The organism is Streptomyces pseudogriseolus, from assembly GCA_002154585.1.
GTDB lineage: Bacteria > Actinomycetota > Actinomycetes > Streptomycetales > Streptomycetaceae > Streptomyces > Streptomyces pseudogriseolus.
In genome coordinates, this window is record MUNG01000077.1 from 40,455 (window position 1) to 56,384 (window position 15,930).

General features: G+C 70.9%; 14 protein-coding genes and 2 tRNA genes. 4 read left to right on the forward strand and 12 right to left on the reverse strand.

Annotation, left to right across the window (positions count from 1 at the left end; genetic code table 11):
* Positions 1-69: 69 nt before the first annotated feature.
* Positions 70-1,521, reverse strand: a complete 1,452-nt coding sequence (locus CCN29_RS08455) for a catalase (protein WP_006134725.1) — start codon at positions 1,519-1,521, stop codon at positions 70-72.
* Between the two features lie 142 nt (positions 1,522-1,663).
* On the opposite strand from CCN29_RS08455, the gene CCN29_RS08460 reads away from it, so the two are divergent.
* Positions 1,664-2,080 carry a Fur family transcriptional regulator gene (locus CCN29_RS08460; RefSeq protein WP_086680797.1) on the forward strand — a complete coding sequence of 139 codons (417 nt, stop codon included), beginning with the start codon at positions 1,664-1,666 and terminating at the stop codon, positions 2,078-2,080.
* A gap of 138 nt (positions 2,081-2,218) precedes the next feature.
* Here CCN29_RS08460 and CCN29_RS08465 read toward each other — a convergent pair.
* From CCN29_RS08465 to CCN29_RS08480, 4 genes are all read right to left on the reverse strand, one after another.
* A tRNA-Met gene (locus tag CCN29_RS08465) sits at positions 2,219-2,292 on the reverse strand.
* 145 nt (positions 2,293-2,437) lie between these two features.
* Positions 2,438-4,255, reverse strand: a complete 1,818-nt coding sequence (locus tag CCN29_RS08470) for a tetratricopeptide repeat protein (protein WP_442538274.1) — start codon at positions 4,253-4,255, stop codon at positions 2,438-2,440.
* 222 nt (positions 4,256-4,477) lie between these two features.
* Positions 4,478-4,551 (reverse strand) — tRNA-Met (locus CCN29_RS08475).
* A gap of 56 nt (positions 4,552-4,607) precedes the next feature.
* The gene (locus CCN29_RS08480; protein WP_373297220.1) at positions 4,608-7,556 is read right to left on the reverse strand and encodes a UPF0182 family membrane protein; all 2,949 of its coding nucleotides are present in this window, start codon (positions 7,554-7,556) and stop codon (positions 4,608-4,610) included.
* A gap of 164 nt (positions 7,557-7,720) precedes the next feature.
* Here CCN29_RS08480 and CCN29_RS08485 point away from each other — a divergent pair, with 164 nt between their 5' ends.
* The gene (locus CCN29_RS08485; RefSeq protein ID WP_006134721.1) at positions 7,721-8,263 is read left to right on the forward strand and encodes a PPA1309 family protein; all 543 of its coding nucleotides are present in this window, start codon (positions 7,721-7,723) and stop codon (positions 8,261-8,263) included.
* Positions 8,264-8,272: 9 nt separating this feature from the next.
* Here CCN29_RS08485 and CCN29_RS08490 read toward each other — a convergent pair whose 3' ends face one another.
* From CCN29_RS08490 to CCN29_RS08500, 4 genes are all read right to left on the reverse strand, one after another.
* Positions 8,273-9,367, reverse strand: a complete 1,095-nt coding sequence (locus CCN29_RS08490) for a YlbL family protein (protein ID WP_031063765.1) — start codon at positions 9,365-9,367, stop codon at positions 8,273-8,275.
* Positions 9,368-9,465: 98 nt separating this feature from the next.
* Complete coding sequence (locus CCN29_RS35685; RefSeq protein ID WP_239011852.1) at positions 9,466-9,612, reverse strand: hypothetical protein; 147 nt, start codon at positions 9,610-9,612, stop codon at positions 9,466-9,468.
* A 133-nt stretch (positions 9,613-9,745) separates the two neighbouring features.
* A complete protein-coding gene (locus tag CCN29_RS08495) occupies positions 9,746-10,204 on the reverse strand; it encodes a molybdenum cofactor biosynthesis protein MoaE (protein ID WP_086680803.1) in 459 nt (152 codons plus the stop codon).
* Between the two features lie 102 nt (positions 10,205-10,306).
* On the reverse strand, positions 10,307-11,419 hold the full coding sequence (locus CCN29_RS08500; RefSeq protein WP_031020471.1) for an SDR family oxidoreductase: 1,113 nt from the start codon (positions 11,417-11,419) through the stop codon (positions 10,307-10,309).
* A gap of 192 nt (positions 11,420-11,611) precedes the next feature.
* Here CCN29_RS08500 and CCN29_RS08505 point away from each other — a divergent pair, with 192 nt between their 5' ends.
* Both CCN29_RS08505 and CCN29_RS08510 read left to right on the forward strand, forming a co-directional pair.
* Entirely contained in the window at positions 11,612-13,096 is a 1,485-nt protein-coding gene (locus CCN29_RS08505) for a zinc-dependent metalloprotease (protein WP_086680805.1), read from the forward strand.
* Positions 13,093-13,620 (forward strand): NUDIX hydrolase, encoded by a 528-nt coding sequence (locus CCN29_RS08510; protein WP_086680808.1) that lies wholly within the window; start codon positions 13,093-13,095, stop codon positions 13,618-13,620. Before CCN29_RS08505 ends, CCN29_RS08510 begins: the two co-directional genes overlap by 4 nt.
* Before the next feature lie 72 nt (positions 13,621-13,692).
* On the opposite strand, the gene CCN29_RS08515 is transcribed toward CCN29_RS08510, so the two are convergent.
* The 3 genes from CCN29_RS08515 to CCN29_RS08525 all read right to left on the reverse strand — a co-directional run.
* Positions 13,693-14,448 (reverse strand): AIM24 family protein, encoded by a 756-nt coding sequence (locus CCN29_RS08515; protein WP_086680810.1) that lies wholly within the window; start codon positions 14,446-14,448, stop codon positions 13,693-13,695.
* 17 nt (positions 14,449-14,465) lie between these two features.
* The gene (locus CCN29_RS08520) at positions 14,466-15,146 is read right to left on the reverse strand and encodes an AIM24 family protein (protein ID WP_086680812.1); all 681 of its coding nucleotides are present in this window, start codon (positions 15,144-15,146) and stop codon (positions 14,466-14,468) included.
* A gap of 11 nt (positions 15,147-15,157) precedes the next feature.
* Positions 15,158-15,930, reverse strand: a 773-nt coding sequence (locus CCN29_RS08525; protein ID WP_442538275.1) for an AIM24 family protein, incomplete at its 5' end; no start/stop codon positions are given.

Here is a 15,930-nt window from a genome sequence, read left to right on the forward strand (position 1 = left end):
CACGGCGACGGGCCGGACCCCCGGGAGGGGATCCGGCCCGTCGGTCGGCAAGCGGTCCAGCGCTGGTGATCAGCCGCGCAGGGCCTGCACCGCGGCCTCCAGCCGCTTGCCGAAGTCGCCGTCGGCCTGACGGAAGTTGTTGATCGCGCGCTCGGCGATGTCGTCGCGCGTGACACCCGAGATGGCGTTCGCCAGGTTGTTCACCAGGCGCTCCTTCTCGTCCTCCGACATCAGCCGGTAGAGGTTGCCCGCCTGGACGAAGTCGTTGTCCTCGGCGTGGACGGGCGTGACCGACTCGCCGGTGACCCCGGTGACCGCGACGGGCTGCCACAGCGGGCGGTCCGTCTGGAAGGGGCCGCCGAAGCTGTTCGGCTCGTAGTTCTTCGCGCCCTTGTGGCGGCCGTCGTACAGGTAGCCGTCACGGGAGTTGGTGCGCGCCTCGGTGGCGTGCGGGCGGTTCACCGGCAGGTGGTCGGCGTTGATGCCGACGCGGTAGCGGTGGGCGTCGCCGTACGCGAAGAGACGGCCCTGGAGCATCTTGTCCGGGGAGGGACCGATGCCCGGCACGAAGTGGGCGGGGCTGAAGATCGACTGCTCGACCTCGGCGAAGATGTTCTCCGGGTTGCGGTTGAGCTCCAGCTTGCCGAACTCGACCAGCGGGTAGTCCGCGTGCGGCCAGACCTTGGTCAGGTCGAACGGGTTGAAGCGGTAGGTGGCCGCCTCGGCCGCCGGCATGATCTGGACGTACACGGTCCAGGACGGGTACTCGCCGCGCTCGATGGCCTCGCGCAGGTCGCGCTGGTGCGAGTCGGGGTCCTTGCCCGCGAGGATCTCGGCCTCCTCGGCGGTCAGGTTCTTGATGCCCTGGTCCGTCTTGAAGTGGTACTTGACCCAGAAGACCTCGCCGGCCTCGTTGTTCCACTGGTAGGTGTGGGAGCCGAAGCCGTCCATGTGGCGGTAGGACGCCGGGATGCCGCGGTCACCGAACAGCCAGGTCACCTGGTGGGTCGACTCGGGCGACAGGCCCCAGAAGTCGAAGACGTTGTCCGCCTCCTGCGAGCCGGTGTACGGGTCGCGCTTCTGGGTGTGGATGAAGTCGGGGAACTTGATCGCGTCGCGGATGAAGAACACCGGGGTGTTGTTGCCGACGAGGTCGTAGTTGCCCTCCTCGGTGTAGAACTTCACCGCGAAGCCGCGCGGGTCGCGCACGGCGTCCGGGGCGCCGAGGTTGCCCGCGACCGTGGAGAAGCGCAGGAAGACCTCGGTCTCCTTGCCCACCTCGGACAGGAACTTCGCCCGGGTGTACGGCGTGACGTCGCCGGTCACCGTGAAGGTGCCGTACGCGCCGGCGCCGCGGGCGTGCACCACGCGCTCCGGGATGCGCTCGCGGTTGAAGTGGGCCAGCTTCTCGAGGAGGAGCTGGTCCTGGACGAGGACCGGGCCGCCGACGCCCGCGGTCTCGCTGTTCTGGTTGTCGGCGACCGGGGCTCCGGCCTCCGTCGTAAGCGGTCCCTGCGTCACGTGCGCCTCCTGCGTCATCACTGCACCTTGCATCTTGGCCAAAGCCGAGCTCGATCCTACAATGGACATTGTCTAAGTCAAGTAAGACTCCAAAGTCACACCCGTTCGGAGCACGACTCCCCTTGCTGTTAGGCTGGTGCCTATGAGTGACCTTCTGGAACGACTTCGCGGACGCGGTTGGCGGATGACCGCGCAGCGCCGTGTGGTGGCCGAGGTCCTCGACGGCGAACACGTCCACCTGACGGCCGACGAGGTGCACGCCAGAGCTGTCGCCAAGCTGCCCGAGATCTCCCGGGCGACCGTCTACAACACCCTGGGCGAGCTGGTCTCGCTCGGCGAGGTGCTGGAGGTCGCGACGGACAAGCGGGCCAAGCGCTACGACCCGAACGCGCACCGTCCGCACCACCACCTGGTGTGCGCACGGTGCGGGGCGATCCGCGACGTCCACCCGACCGGCGACCCGCTGGCCGACCTGCCCGACACGGAGCGGTTCGGTTTCACGGTGTCCGACGTCGAGGTGACGTACCGCGGCCTCTGCCCGAACTGCGCGTCGGCCTAGCAGGCACCCAGGGCCTCGACAGAGCCCCGGCCACTTCCGAGTGCCCGGGGCTCTTCGTGATGCCTGCACGCAGGCCGCATCCCCTTGGGAAACGACCGAGGGCCGGAACCCTGTCGGATTCCGGCCCTCGGCCATCAGTAGCGGGGACAGGATTTGAACCTGCGACCTCTGGGTTATGAGCCCAGCGAGCTACCGAGCTGCTCCACCCCGCGGCGATGTCTTCAACCTACGTCAAGGTGCCCGGCAGAAGCAAATCCGTCAGGGACGCGGGGAACTGCGCGAACGGGGGTCCGGGGCGGAGCCCCCGAAAACGGGCCGAGGGAGCCCCCTCACTTACTCAGCCGCGCCCCGCACCCACTACGCCGACAACTCTTCACGCAGCGCGTCCCTCAACCGCACCGCCCGCTCCGTGACCGCCGGAGGCCCCAGCTCGGCGGCCCGGTCGGCCCACCGCTGCCCCTCCGCCAGCTCCCCCCGCCGGGCGTGGACGAGCGCGAGCCGCAGGGCCGCGCGCCCGTGGCCGGCGTCGGCCGCGCGGGTCCACCACACCGCCGCCTCCGGCTCGCTGCCCTCCCGCGCCAGCAGCAGCCCCAGATTGAAGGCGCCGTTGCGCGAGCCCGCCTCCGCGGCCTCCCGGTACCACCGGGCCGCCTCGACGACGTCACCGCGGGCCGCGGCCAGCATGCCGACCCGGACCTGGGCGCGCCGGTGCCCCTGGGTGGCCGCCCGCTCGTACCACTCCTCGCACTCGCTGCGCCGGTGCACCGGCTCCCCCAGCTCGTGCGCGGGCTCCGGCGGCCGACGGGCGTCCAGCACGGTCGCCAGCCGGTACGCGGCCTCCGCGCTGCCGCCGCCCGCCGCGCACCGCAGGAACCGCTCGGCCTCGCCCTCCTCGCCGTCCCGCAGCCGCGCCATGCCGACCTGGAGCGCCGCCTCGGTGTGCCCGGCGGCCGCCGCGCGCTCGTACCAGCGCAGCGCGGCCCGCTCCTCGCCGCGTCCGGCGTGCAGGATGCCGAGGTTGAAGGCGGCGTCCACGCTGCCCGCCTCCGCGGCCTTGGAGAACCACGGCTCCGCGCCGGTCTCGTCCCCGGCGCGCAGCAGCAGGATCGCCAGCGCGTTCGCCGCCTCGCGGTGCCCGGCGTAGGCGGCGCGGCGGTACCACTGCTCGGCCTGGGTGACGCGTCCCTGGTCGGCGCAGAGCAGGCCCAGGTTGTACGCGCCGTTGTTGTCGCCGGCGTCCATGGCGGCCCGGTACCACCGCTCGGCGGTCTGCGTCTCGCCCCGCTCGGCGTGCAGGGCGCCCAGCGCGTTGGCGGCGTTGCCGTCGCCGTCCTGGGCGGCGCGCAGCCACCACATGGCGGCGTTCTCGGTGTCCCCGGCGTCGCGCAACAGGAAGCCGAGGGCGCACGCGGCACGCGGCTCGCCGTCCTTGGCGGAGGTCAGGTACCAGCGCCCGGCCTCCTTCAGCTCGCCGCGCTTCTCCAGGATCGTGCCCAGGTGCAGGGCGGCCCGGCGGTGTCCGCGCGCGGCGGCCTGCCGGTACCACTGCTCGGCCTCCTCGACCAGCGCCGCGCCCCTGTCGCCGGACGCGCGCGTGGCCTTGCGGTCCAGGGCGCGGGCCAGCCGGTAGGCGCCCTCGCGGTGCCCGCGCTCGGCGGCGGCCCGCATCCAGCGCTCGCTGCCCTCGGCGTCTCCCCGGTGCTCCAGGAGGTCGGCGAGGGCGTACGCGCCGAGGGTGTGGCCCTGCTCGGCGGACTGGCGCAGCCAGTACTCGGCGGCGGGTTCGTCGCCGCGCTCGCGGTGGTGGCGGCCGAGCGCGTGGGCCGCGGCCGTGGAACCGGCGACGGCCGCGATCCGCCACCAGCCGGCGGCCTCGTCGGGGTAGCCCCGCTGGTGCAGCAGGACGCCCAGGTTGTTGGCGGCGGCGCGGTCGCCCGCGGCGGTGGCGGCACGCAGATGGGGTTCGGCACCGTCGAGGTCACCGCGGCGCAGCAGCATGGCGCCGAGGACGCTCATCGCCTCGACGTCCCCGGCCTCGGCGGCGAGCCGGCGGCTCAGCTCCTCCGCGGCCTGGTCGGCCGCCTCCCCCGCGTCGTGGGGATGCTCCTCCCGAGGGGAGGACTGCACAAAACGCCCTGACTCGAACAGAGTTGCCTTGTCCCCCATAACATCCATCGTCGCACCACCTGCAACCTGGGTACACCTGGTATACCGCAGTCAGTGAGGTCACTACAGCGTTTTGTCGACATGCCCACAGAGAGACAAGTCAAACACAGATCGCTCAACTCCCGTCGGCGGCAGGGCCGTCGGGAGGGCGGGTACATGCGTTCGCCCACCACAAAGGCCCGGATTCCCTTGGGAATCCGGGCCTTTGGTGTCGCTGTCGTGCGACGTCAGTAGCGGGGACAGGATTTGAACCTGCGACCTCTGGGTTATGAGCCCAGCGAGCTACCGAGCTGCTCCACCCCGCGCCGTTGTGCTGCAACCGTAGCACGGCGCGGGGTGGGCTCCTGACCAGGGCGTCTGGTCAGCCGTTCGAGCGGGGGGTCGAGCCGGGGCTGCTGCTCGGACTCGCGCTCGGGTTGCTCCGGGCGCCGCCGGCCCCGCCGGGCTGCGCCTCCTCGGCCCTGCGCAGCGCGTCCTCGAGGTCCTTCTGCGCCCGGCCGTAGGCCTCCCAGTCGTTGTTCTTGAGGGCTTCCTGGCCGGCCTCGAAGGCCGCCTGCGCGTCGTTGAGCGCCTCCTGGACCGTCGCCGGCTGCTCCGTGCTCGGCGGGGGCGTGGTGCCCTCGTCCTCGTCGGTGCCGTCGTCGGCCGGCGGTTCGACCGGGGTGCCCTCGCCGCCGAAGACCTTGTCGAGCGCCTGCTCCAGCGTGTCCTCGAACGCCGTCTGGCCGCCGTAGGTCACCAGCACCTTGCGCAGCAGCGGGTACTTCAGTCCGCCACCGCGTACGTAGACCGGCTCCACGTAGAGCAGTCCGCCGTCCAGCGGCACGGTCAGCAGGTTGCCGTACTCGACCTCGGAGTCGCCGCCTCTCAGCAGCCTGATCGTCTCGGCGATGTCCTGCTGGGAGTTGAACTGGCTCTGCACCTGCTTGGGTCCGGAGACCGTGGTGCTGGTCGGCAGCTTCAGGACTCTGATCTTGCCGTAGTCCTCGGTGCCCGGATCGGCGTTGACCGCCATGAACGCGCTCAGGTTGTCACGGCCGTTCGGTGTGAACGTCGTGGTGAGCGAGAAGACCTGCTCGTCCTGGTCGGGCATCTTCATGCTCAGGTAGTACGGCGGAACCGCGTCGCCCGTCTTGTTCGTCGGGTCGTCCGGCACCTGCCAGACCTCGCTGCCGGAGAGGAACGTGTTGGCGTCCTTCACGTGGTAGCGGGTGAGCAGCTCGCGCTGGACCTTGAACAGGTCCTGCGGGTACCGCAGATGGGCCATCAGGTCGCCGGAGATCTCGCTCCGCGGCTCCACGGTGTCCGGGAACGCCTTCATCCACGTCTTCAGGACGGGGTCCTGGGTGTCCCACTGGTAGAGCTTGACCTCGCCGCTGTACGCGTCGACGGTCGCCTTCACCGAGTTGCGGATGTAGTTGACCTGGTTCTGCTGCGCGACCACCGCGCGCTGGTCGTTGGTGGCGGTCAGCGAGTCGGCCGTGGTGTCGCCGAGCGTCGTACGGGACGCGTACGGGTAGCCGTTGGTGGTCGTGTAGGCGTCGACGATCCACTGGATCCGGCCGTCGATGACCGCCGGGTAGGCGTCGCCGTCGATGGTCAGCCAGGGCGCGATCGCCTCGACGCGCTCCTTGGGCGTGCGGTTGTACAGGATCCGCGAACCCTCGCCGATGGCGCCGGAGTAGAGGATCTGGGGCTCGCCGAACGCGACCGCGTAGGCGGCCCGGTTCACCGGGTTCTCGAGGTTGACGCCGCTGTCGCCCTGGTAGCTGTACGTCTTCTCGCCGCTGTCGTCGGAGTAGTCGATCTCCTTCTGGGGACCGCCGACGATCGAGTACGTGGTCGTGCGCTCGCCGTAGTAGACGCGCTGTTCGTACGAGCCGAGGTCGCCCTTGGAGGGCAGGTCGGACTCGGTGAACGCCGGGCGTCCGCCGGAGTCGGCACTGGTGCCGTCGGCGGCGACGACGCCGTAGCCGTGGGTGTAGCGGAAGTGGTCGTTGATCCAGTTCCGCTTCGGGATGCCCGCGTAGTTCAGCTCGCGCAGGCCGATGACGGTGTCCTGCTCCTTGCCGTCCTTGGCGTACCGGTCGACGTCCAGGTTGGTCGGGAACGCGTAGTAGTTCCTGATCTGCTGGAGCTGCTGGAACGTCGGCGAGACGATGTTCGGGTCCATGATGCGGATGCTGGCCGCGCCCGCCACGTCGTCCCGCAGCTTCGCCTGGTCCTTGGTCTCGGCGACGCCCGGGTACTCGGTGACCTGGGAGTCGTCGATGCCGTAGGCCTCACGCGTGGCCTTGAGGTTCTTCTCGACGTACGGCGCTTCCTTGGCCTGCTCGTTCGGCTGGACCTGGAACTTCTGCACGATCGCCGGGTACAGGCCGCCGATGAGGATCGCCGACAGCACCATCAGGCCGAAGCCGATGACCGGCAGCTGCCACGTGCGCCGCCACAGGGTGGCGAAGAACAGCAGCGCGCAGATCACGGCGATGCAGAACAGGATCGTCTTGGCGGGCAGGTAGGCGTTCGCGTCGACGTAGCGCAGACCGGTCCAGCTGTCGGTGGCCTTGAAGTCGCTGGACTTCACGGCCAGTCCGTACCGGTCGAGCCAGTACGCGACCGCCTTCAGCGCGACGAAGATGCCGAGCAGCACCGACAGGTGTCCGGTGGCGGCGGCCGTGGCGCGCGCGCCCGGGCTGGTGACGCGCAGCCCGCCGTACAGGTAGTGCGTGAGCGCGGCGGCGATCAGCCCCAGGATGGCGGCGGCGAAGCCGAAGCCCAGCAGGAACCGGTACCAGGGCAGGTCGAAGGCGTAGAAGGAGACGTCCAGGTGGAACTGCGGGTCCTTCTGGCCGAAGGACACGCCGTTGACCCACATCAGCCACGTACGCCACTGGCTGGAGGCCGAGGCGCCCGCGATCAGGCCCACCAGCGCGGTGATGCCGAGCAGCAGCCACTTCTTGTACGGCGCGATCCCCATCCGGTACCGGTCGAGGTTCTGCTGCTCCATCGACATGGCGCTCAGCGGCGGCCGCAGGCGGTGCGCCAGCCAGATGTTGAAGCCGACCGAGACGGCCATGAGCAGGCCGAAGACGAGGAACAGTCCGATCTTGGTCGACAGCGTCGTCGTGAACACGGACGAGTAGTTGACCGACCGGTACCAGAGCCATTCGGTCCAGAAGCCCGCGAACATGGTGAACACCATGCCGAGGACGGCAAGGACGCCCAGTGTCATGAGCAGGGTCCGGACCCGCCGCGACGGCCGGCCGACTCTGATCCGTGGCCCCGTCGGGCCTCCGCCGCGGTCCGGCATCTGGAAAGCCAAGGTAGGCACCTCGAAGTTCGCTGTCGATTCGTCGAGCCCGCGTCTTCACGGACCGTCGTGGTCCCCCGTGATCGCGGGCCCACACCCTATGCAACTTACTCACGCTTTACTCGGTTCCCGTTTCCGGCCAGGAACGAGAGAGGATTGTGACCATGTCCAACACACCCATGGCCGCGAACCCCCTCACCCGGGCCGTGCTCGAGATCGACGAGTACGTGTCCGGACTGGGCTGGGACCAGCCCGCCCGCCTGTTCGCCCTCGTAGACACCGCCCGGCTCCGGGCGGAACAGCCCTCCCTCGCGGACCGCCTCGGCCTGGACGGCGGGGAGGAGTCCGCCGCCCTCACCCCGATCGAGCAGGAGGAGATTCCCGCCGGCAAGCCGCTCGACGAGTTCCTCGGCACCATCGCCTGGCCCGACGCGGTCACCGGCTGCGCGCTCACCGTGGAGCGGCTGATGCTGCCGCCGTCCGCGGAGGCGCAGGTCCCGAAGGACCTGGACGAGGCCGCGCTCACCCGGTGGGTGGCCGGGCACCCGGAGCGTCAGGAGGTCCGGATGACGGTCGCGGTGCTGCGCGACGGCTCCCGCGACTCGGCGCTGCGCCTGCGGGAGAAGGACTCCCCGACCGAGGTGCTCACCGGCTCGGATCTGGTGCCGGGTCTGGCGCAGGCGCTGACGGCAACGTTCGAGGAGTAGCCGGCCCGGTCAGGACGTGGTGCACGCCGGCAGGTCGGCGGTGTCGCCCGCGCGGATGTCCTTCAGGGCGTCCAGGGCGTCGTCGATCGTGCCGACCTTCACCAGGGTGAGGCCGTCGGGGGTGTCCTTGGCGGCGGCGGCGCAGTTCTCGGCGGGCGTGAGGAAGTACTCGGCGCCCTTGTCGCGCGCGCCGACCGTCTTCATCTCGATGCCGCCGATCGGCCCGACCTTGCCGTCGTCGTCGATGGTGCCGGTGCCCGCGACGAACTCGCCGCCCGTGAGGCTGCCCGGGGTGAGCTTGTCGTAGATGCCGAGCGCGAACATCAGTCCGGCGCTGGGGCCGCCCACGTCGGCGAGCTTGATGTCGACGTCGAACGGGAAGGTGTGGTCGGTCCCGGCCGAGATGCCGACGACGGCGCGCTTCTCGCCGGCGTCGTCGGAGGTCCGGGTGGTGATGGTGACCTTCTCGGTCTTCGTCGCCGTCCGCTTCTGCTTCTCGGCGGCGGCCTGCTCCTTGGCGGGCACGATGGTGAAGACGACGTCCTCGCCCGGCTTGTGCTCGGTCACCAGGTCGGCGACGTCGGAGGGCTCCTTCACCGGCTTGCCGTCGACGGCCTTGATCACGTCGCCGGCGTGCAGCTTGCCCTCGGCGGGCGCGTCCTTGACGACCGTGGAGACGATCACCCAGGACTTCACCGGGATGTCCAGCTCCTTCAGGGCCGCCACCTTGGCGCTCTCCTGGGACTGGCTGAACTCCTCGGCGTTTTCCTGGGTCGACTCCTCCTCCGTCTTGCCGTCCGGGTAGAGGGTGTCGTGCGGGACGACCTTGGTGTCGTGCGCGAGCCAGCCGTACACGGCCTCGACGAGGTTCATCCGGTAGTCGGCGCTGGTGACCCGCACGGTGGTCATGTTGAGGTGACCGTCCGTCGGGTACGTCTTGTGCCCGGAGATCTGGAGCACCGGCTCGCCGCCGTGCTCGCCCAGTGTGTTCACCGTCGGCCCCGGCGACATCTCCGCGTAGGGCACGGGGATGAAGACTCCCGCGCACAGGAGCGCGATCAGCATCAGGGTGGAGGCGAGCATCGTCGCCGTACGGCGTGGCATGCCTCGACAGTACGGGACGGACCTGTCAGCGCACCGTCAGGGCCGCCCGGTCGAGCGGCCCTGCCCCCGTCGCAGGCCCTGGCCTGCGGTTTCCCGGCTCAGCTGCCCGCGCGCTCCCGCTCCATCGCCTCGCGGAAACGGGCGTACCCGATGAGTTCGGGACCGTCGCCGCGCACCTTGCGGGTCCGGTTGGCCCAACTGCCCCACAGTCCCGCTCCGATCGCGGCCACCAGCGGAATCAGCAACCAGGCAAGCGCCGCCATGCCGACCTCCCAACCCCATGAGCGTCCGCAACACTGACTGATCAGCAGATTAACCATCCGCAGTGACAACGCTCACCTCAGGGGTGCGGTTACGCAACCGCACGGAACGGGTGTGCTAGACGCCCACCCACTCCTCGGTGCCGTCGGAGAAGCGCTGGTGCTTCCAGATAGGAACCTCGTGCTTGATGTCGTCGATCAGCTTGCGGCAGGCCTCGAACGCCTCGCCCCGGTGCGCGCACGACACGCCGACGACCACGGCGAGGTCCCCGACCCTCAGGTCCCCCACCCGGTGGGCCGCGGCCAGCGCCCGCACGGGAAAGTCCGCGACGACCTTCTCCGCGATCCGCCGCATCTCGTCCTCGGCGCTCGGATGGCAGGAGTAGCCCAGCTCGTTCACGTCGGCGCCGCCGTCGTGGTTGCGTACGGTCCCCACGAAGAGCGCCGTCCCGCCGGCCGCGTCGTCGCCCACCGCGCGCAGGATCTCGTCCACCGACAGCGGGGTGTCGCGGATCGCGATCAGCTTGACCGGGTCCTGGGCGGGCTGCTCACCGGGGTGGTCCGTCATGGGTGCCATGCACCCCATCGTGCCCCACCTCGCCGACGGCGCGGAACAGCGGTGTCGCTCACAACCCGCGCGTGGGGCTTCGGAGACTCCTCCAAGGGGGGCCGGCCGGCGTCAGATGCGGCGGCGCGCCTTCCGCGCCCGGCGCACCACCGCCGCCGCGCCGAGCAGCGCGACCGTCGCGCCCGCCGCGCCCGCGGCCGTCGCGTCCTTGCGGCCGAGCCGGCGGCCCGCGACCGTGTGCCGGCCCGACACCTCCTCGAGCAGCTGCGCGAGCACCTCCTCGTTGGTGTACGAGGGACGCCACCCGGCGTCGTGCAGCCTGCTGCCGCTGACCACCCAGGGGTACATCGTGTACGCCAGGTCCCCGGCCGGGGACGGGGTGAGCCCGATACGGTGCAGCCGGGCCGCCGCGCCGAGCGCCACCGCCGACGGCAGCTCCATCCGCCGGATGCCGCTGAGCTCCTCCACCTCCTCCTGCTCCAGCCAGCCGTCGCAGCCCACGGCCAGCTCACCGTCGACCTTCTCCAGCACGGCGTACTCCAGGGCGCTGCACAGGTCCTCGACGTGGCAGAACTGCCAGGCGGGCCGGGAACCGGCCACCACCAGCAGCCGGGGCGACTCGAAGTACCTGGTCAGCGCGGTGTCGGTGCCGCCGACCAGCACGGCGGGGCGCACCACGGTGACGTTGAGCCCGGGGTGCGCGCGGGGCGCCCGACGGGCCAGTCGCTCGATCTCCAGGAGGTCGCCGACACCGGTCGCCTCGGCGGTGGCGCGCAGCTCCGCGTCCTCGGACAGCGGCAGCTCGTTGTCGGGCAGCGCCCCGTAGACCATGGTCGAGGTGCACAGCACCACCCGGTGCACGCCGGCGGCCGCGGCCGCGGTCAGCACGGTCTGCGTGCCGCGGACGTTGTAGGCCGTCCGGGCGGCCGCGTCGGTCTCCAGATCCAGGTCGAGGGCCAGGTGGACGACCACGTCGGCGCCGCGCAGCCGGTCCGCGATCGCGGGGTCGCGGACGTCCAGGATGTGCCACTCGGCCTCGGCGCACTCGCCGCGCCGCTCGTCGACGGCGACGACCTGCTTGACCTCCTCCGACGCGGCGAGCCGTGCGGTGAGCAGGGCCCCGACGCCGGAGGCGGCACCGGTGACCGCCACGACGGGCCCGCGGGGCGGAGGACTGGTTGACTTGTTTCGCGCTGCGCGAACCTGCGGATCTGGGGAACTCACCGGGCGTCTCCAGCGGTTGTCTTCAGTACGGGCGCGAGCGACGCGTACGTACCAGGTGGCATCCATCCTGCCGCAGGCCTCCTGTCGGCGAAGCACCGAGGCCCGAACCGTCTCAGGTGTCTACGCTGGGTGGTGTTGTCGGGCAGCCGTGCCGCCGGAAAGAACCGGTGGCCCTACAAGCCGAGGAAACCCGTGAGTGACACCCCATTCGGATTCGGCCTTCCGCCGGAGGAGCCGGACGACGGCGACGAAGGCAAGAAGAAGGACCCGCAGGGCGGCGGTGGTCAGGGCCCGGCCAACCCGTTCGGCTTCGGCACGCCCGGGGCGGGCGGCTTTGGCGGCTCCGGCGCGGACAATCCGTTCGCCGCGATGTTCGGGTCGATGAACCCGGGCGATCTGGGCGCCGCGTTCCAGCAGCTCGGCCAGATGCTCTCCTACGAGGGCGGGCCGGTGAACTGGGACATGGCCAAGCAGATCGCCCGCCAGACGGTCGCCCAGGGAACCGCGCAGGGCTCCAAGGACGCCAGTGTCGGCCCCGCCGAGCGCCGGGCCGTGGAGGACGCCGTCCGGCTGGCGGACCTGTGGCTGGACGACGCCACCTCCCTGCCGTCCGGTGCGAACTCGGCGCTGGCCTGGAGCCGCGCGGAGTGGGTCGAGGCGACCCTGCCCGCGTGGCGCGAGCTGGTCGACCCGGTGGCGGAGCGCGTCGGGAACGCGATGGGCGACGTCCTGCCGGAGGAGATGCAGGCCATGGCCGGCCCGCTGATCGGCATGATGCGCTCCATGGGCGGCGCCATGTTCGGCACGCAGATCGGACAGGCCGTCGGCGTGCTCGCCGGCGAGGTCGTCGGCTCGTCCGACATCGGCCTGCCGCTGGGCCCGGCCGGCAAGGCCGCGCTGCTTCCGCTGAACGTCGAGAACTTCGGCAGGGACCTGGGCGTCCCGCAGGAGGAGGTGCGGCTGTACCTCGCCCTGCGCGAGGCCGCCCACCAGCGGCTCTTCGCGCACGTCCCGTGGCTGCGGTCGCATCTGTTCGGCGCGGTCGACGGCTACGCCCGCGGCATCAAGGTCGACACCGGCAAGCTGGAGGACGTGGTCGGCCAGTTCGACCCGCAGAACCCGGAGCAGCTTCAGGAGGCGCTCCAGCAGGGCATGTTCCAGCCGGAGGACACGCCCGAGCAGAAGGCGGCCCTGGCCCGGCTGGAGACGGCGCTCGCGCTGGTCGAGGGCTGGGTGGACGCGGTCGTGCACGCGGCGGCCAAGCCGCGGCTGTCGTCGGCCGACGCGCTGCGGGAGACGCTGCGCCGCCGCCGCGCCTCGGGCGGTCCGGCCGAGCAGACGTTCGCCACGCTGATCGGCCTGGAGCTGCGTCCGCGCCGGCTGCGCGACGCCTCGCGCCTGTGGGCCTCGCTCACCGACGCGCGCGGGGTGGACGGCCGGGACGCCCTGTGGGCGCACCCGGACATGCTGCCGACGGCCACCGACCTGGACGACCCGGACGGCTTCGTGCACCGGGAGCAGATCGACTTCTCCGAGCTGGACAAGATGCTCGGCGAGGCCGCCGACAAGCCCGACCTGCGCAAGAAGGACGCCGGGGACGCCGACGCGGCGGACAAGGGCGACCAGGACGGCAAGGGCGGCAAGGGCGACGAGAGCAAGGGCGACGGCGCCGAGTGAGCCTGCACGACGACGCGGTGCTGGTCCTCAAGACGTACGAGGACCAGCCCGAGCTGAGGGACGCGTACCTGGAGCATCTGGCCGCGCATCCGGACGGCCTGTGGAAGGCGTGCGGGGCCGGCCATCTCACGGCGAGCGCGCTGGTGGTCGACCCCGAGCGCGGCCGGGTGCTGCTGACCCTGCACCGGAAGCTGCGGATGTGGCTCCAGATGGGCGGCCACTGCGAGCCGGGCGACGCCTCGCTGGCCGCGGCGGCGCTGCGCGAGGCGACCGAGGAGTCCGGCGTCGCGGGTCTGACGCTGGTGCCGGGCGGCCCCGTCCGGCTGGACCGGCACCCCATCCCGCCGCCCTGCCACTGCCACTTCGACGTGCAGTATGCGGCCGTGGCCGCCCCGGACGCCGTGCACACGGTCAGCGACGAGTCCCTGGATGTGCGCTGGTTCCCGTACGCCGAGGTGCCGGACGTGGCGGACGTCTCCGTCGTACGGCTGCTCGACGCCACGCGCGCGAGGCTCGGAGCCTGAGCGCACCCGAGACGTACGAAAGGGGCCGCGCCTTCCGGGAAGGCGCGGCCCCTTTTCGCGGTCCGGGGGTGGTCAGCTCCAGACGTTGCCCTGGTTCTGGCCGCGGGCGCCCTGCTGGCCCATGCCGTACTGCGCGGCGAGGCCGGAGCCGATCTGGGCGTTCTGCGGGGGCAGCAGTTCACTCGGCTGGACCAATGCGAAGCCGCTGCCCATGAAGCTCAGCTCCCAGCCCTCGCCGGTGTTGCCGCGGCGCCGCCACACCCCGGAGGAGTGCGTCTGGGCCTGCATCTGCACCCGCAGCGAGGTGGACCAGGCGACGATCGCGTCGGCGTCGCAGTTGACGTACTTGTCCGGCGTCACCTGGAGCAGCAGCGGCATGCCCGAGGTCATCAGCGCGACCTTGCCCCGGCCGGTGATGTTGAGCTGGTACTTCCCCGAGCCGGAGATGCCGTAGAGGCTGTCGACGGCGATGACCTCGTGGTGCAGCGAGGAGTCCATGGCGAGGACGTAAGCGCTGTCGACCGTCAGGCCGTCCTGCTCCACGTTCATGATGTGGATGCGTTGGGCGAGGTTGGCGAAGTAGACGGTGCCCTGCCCGTGGCAGCGCATCAGGTCGAGGCCCTCGCCGGTGTGCACCCGCGCGCGTGCCGCGCTGTTGCCCTGGTACTCGGCGTCGAACTCGACGAGCCCCTGGTAGGCGACCATGGAGCCCTTGCGGGCGAGGATGTCGTCGTGGCCCTCGAGGGCGACCCGGAGCATCTGCGGGTTCTGCAGACCCCAGCGTTCCTGGGTCTGCTGCTCGTTGTGCGCGAAAAGCGGACTCTGCATGGTGTGCTCGCTCCCCCTCAGCCCCGGACCCGGAGACGGTCGGTGCTGTCCTCACTGGGCTGGACGACGACGATGCCCTGACCGGAGAAGGCCATCTGGTAGGCCTCGCCGCTGCCGCGGCCGATCAGCGACTGGGCGCGGAAGCTGCGCTTGCCCTTCACCTTGAGGTTCGGGGACCAGGCGACCAGCGCGTCCGGGTCGACGTACGTCTCGTCCTCGCCGCCTCCGCAGTCGACGACGATGGGCTTGCCGCGCGAGGTCAGCGCGACCCACCCCTGCCCGGAGATCTTGGTGTTCCACAGGCCCTGCCCTGCGAACTTCGCCAGGCCCTTGATCCGCTCCACGCCCCAGGTGAGGTGCGCGTCGAAGGCGAGCAGATTGGTGGCGTTGACGGAGATGCCCTCGCCGTTGAGGTTGATCACGACGACGTTGGCGCCGTAGTCGGCGAGGTACAGCAGGCCGTCGCCGGAGCACTTCATCAGGGGCGCGCCCTCACCGGTGAGCCAGTCCTTGGCGATCTGGCGGACGGCGGGCGGGTTGGGCTCGTACTGGACGAAGCCCTCGTAGGCGACCATCGAGCCGACGCGCGCGAGGAGGTCGTGCCCGGACTGCATGGCGACCTTCAGCATGTGGTTGCCGTGGTTCTCCATGCGGGCTGTGACGGGTGCGGGGGCGTAGCCCGCGAGTGGCTGGTTCATGACGGGCTCCCTCAGATCTCGTACGGCTGGACGACGATGAAGTTGCCGGGCGCTCCCCGGAACTGCAGGTTGACGCTCTCCCCGGTGGCTCCGGGGTAGGAGTTGCGGCGCATCCGCACCTGGCTGGAGACCACCACCTGTGCGGCGGCCGACCACGCGACGACGGCGTTGGCGTCGGCGAACGTGGTGGGCGTGACGGGCAGCACCACGGGGATGCCGTGCGTCTTGACGACGATCGTGCCGGTGCCCTGGAACTGCATCGTGAACAGCGCGCCGCCGGGGATGCCGTGCCCCTCGATGCGGCGGACCTCGTACTGGAGGGTCTCGTCGAAGGCGAGGACGTTCTCCGCGGAGACGCAGACGGCGTCGCCCTGGAGCTCGATCGGGTGCAGCATCGTGGAGTTCTCGGCGAAGAACACCTGGCCCTGACCGGTGCAGCGCATCAGCTGCATCTCCTGGCCGGTGGCGTTGCCGACGAGACGGCCGCTGAAGCCGGCGCCCTTGTAGCTGAAGTCGACCTTGCCCTGGTACAGCACCATGCTGCCCTGGCGGGCCAGCACGGGCGTGCCGCCGATGCCCAGGTCGGCGCGGACCAGCTTCTTGTTCTGCTGGGTCCAGCGCTGTCCGGTGGGCGTCTCCTTGAACTGCTGGAGCGCGCCGAGGACTCCGGCCGCCTGCGGTGCGCCCTGCGGCATGCCCTGGGGCATCCCTGGCGGCATCCCTTGGGGTGCGCCGTAGGGGGCCTGCTGGTGGGGCATCTGGCCGGGCGGGGGCTGCTGTCCGT

Coding starts and splice junctions, on each gene's coding strand:
- CCN29_RS08485 (WP_006134721.1), top strand. CDS start 7,721: ATGTCCAACACACCCATGGCCGCGAACCCCCTCACCCGGGCCGTGCTC.
- CCN29_RS08460 (WP_086680797.1), top strand. CDS start 1,664: ATGAGTGACCTTCTGGAACGACTTCGCGGACGCGGTTGGCGGATGACC.
- CCN29_RS08495 (WP_086680803.1), bottom strand. CDS start 10,204: ATGGCACCCATGACGGACCACCCCGGTGAGCAGCCCGCCCAGGACCCG.
- CCN29_RS08490 (WP_031063765.1), bottom strand. CDS start 9,367: ATGCCACGCCGTACGGCGACGATGCTCGCCTCCACCCTGATGCTGATC.
- CCN29_RS08515 (WP_086680810.1), bottom strand. CDS start 14,448: ATGCAGAGTCCGCTTTTCGCGCACAACGAGCAGCAGACCCAGGAACGC.
- CCN29_RS08470 (WP_442538274.1), bottom strand. CDS start 4,255: ATGGATGTTATGGGGGACAAGGCAACTCTGTTCGAGTCAGGGCGTTTT.
- CCN29_RS08480 (WP_373297220.1), bottom strand. CDS start 7,556: ATGCCGGACCGCGGCGGAGGCCCGACGGGGCCACGGATCAGAGTCGGC.
- CCN29_RS08520 (WP_086680812.1), bottom strand. CDS start 15,146: ATGAACCAGCCACTCGCGGGCTACGCCCCCGCACCCGTCACAGCCCGC.